Annotated in this window: 1 protein-coding gene; it reads left to right on the forward strand. The window is 54.9% G+C overall.

Going from position 1 to position 731, the window contains the following annotated elements:
• Positions 1 to 731, forward strand: a 731-nt coding sequence (locus tag Q1B37_RS24195; protein WP_299903349.1) for a hypothetical protein, incomplete at both ends; no start/stop codon positions are given.

Consider the following 731-nt stretch of genomic DNA (forward strand, 5'->3'; position numbering starts at 1 on the left):
CAAACTGGAGCCACTGGACAAACAGGTGCCACAGGACAAACTGGAGCTACTGGTCAAACAGGTGCCACGGGACAAACTGGAGCTACTGGTCAAACAGGTGCCACGGGACAAACAGGAGCTACTGGTCAGACAGGTGCCACTGGTCAAACGGGAGCTACAGGACAAACAGGTGCTACTGGTCAGACAGGAGCAACGGGACAAACGGGAGCTACTGGTCAGACAGGAGCTACTGGTCAAACAGGAGCCACAGGACAAACGGGAGCTACAGGACAAACAGGTGCTACTGGTCAAACAGGAGCTACTGGTCAGACAGGAGCCACAGGACAAACAGGTGCTACAGGACAAACGGGTGCTACAGGACAAACAGGTGCCACTGGTCAGACGGGTGCTACAGGACAAACAGGTGCTACAGGACAAACTGGAGCTACTGGTCAGACAGGTGCCACAGGACAAACAGGAGCTACAGGACAAACTGGAGCTACTGGTCAGACAGGTGCCACAGGACAAACAGGTGCAACGGGTCAAACTGGAGCTACAGGACAAACAGGTGCTACAGGACAAACGGGTGCTACAGGACAAACAGGTGCCACTGGTCAGACGGGAGCTACTGGTCAGACAGGAGCTACTGGTCAAACAGGTGCAACAGGACAAACGGGAGCTACTGGTCAGACAGGAGCTACAGGACAAACGGGTGCTACGGGACAAACTGGAGCTACAGGACAAACAGGTGC

Source organism: uncultured Aquimarina sp. (assembly GCF_947492965.1).
In the GTDB taxonomy this organism is placed as follows: Bacteria; Bacteroidota; Bacteroidia; order Flavobacteriales; family Flavobacteriaceae; genus Aquimarina.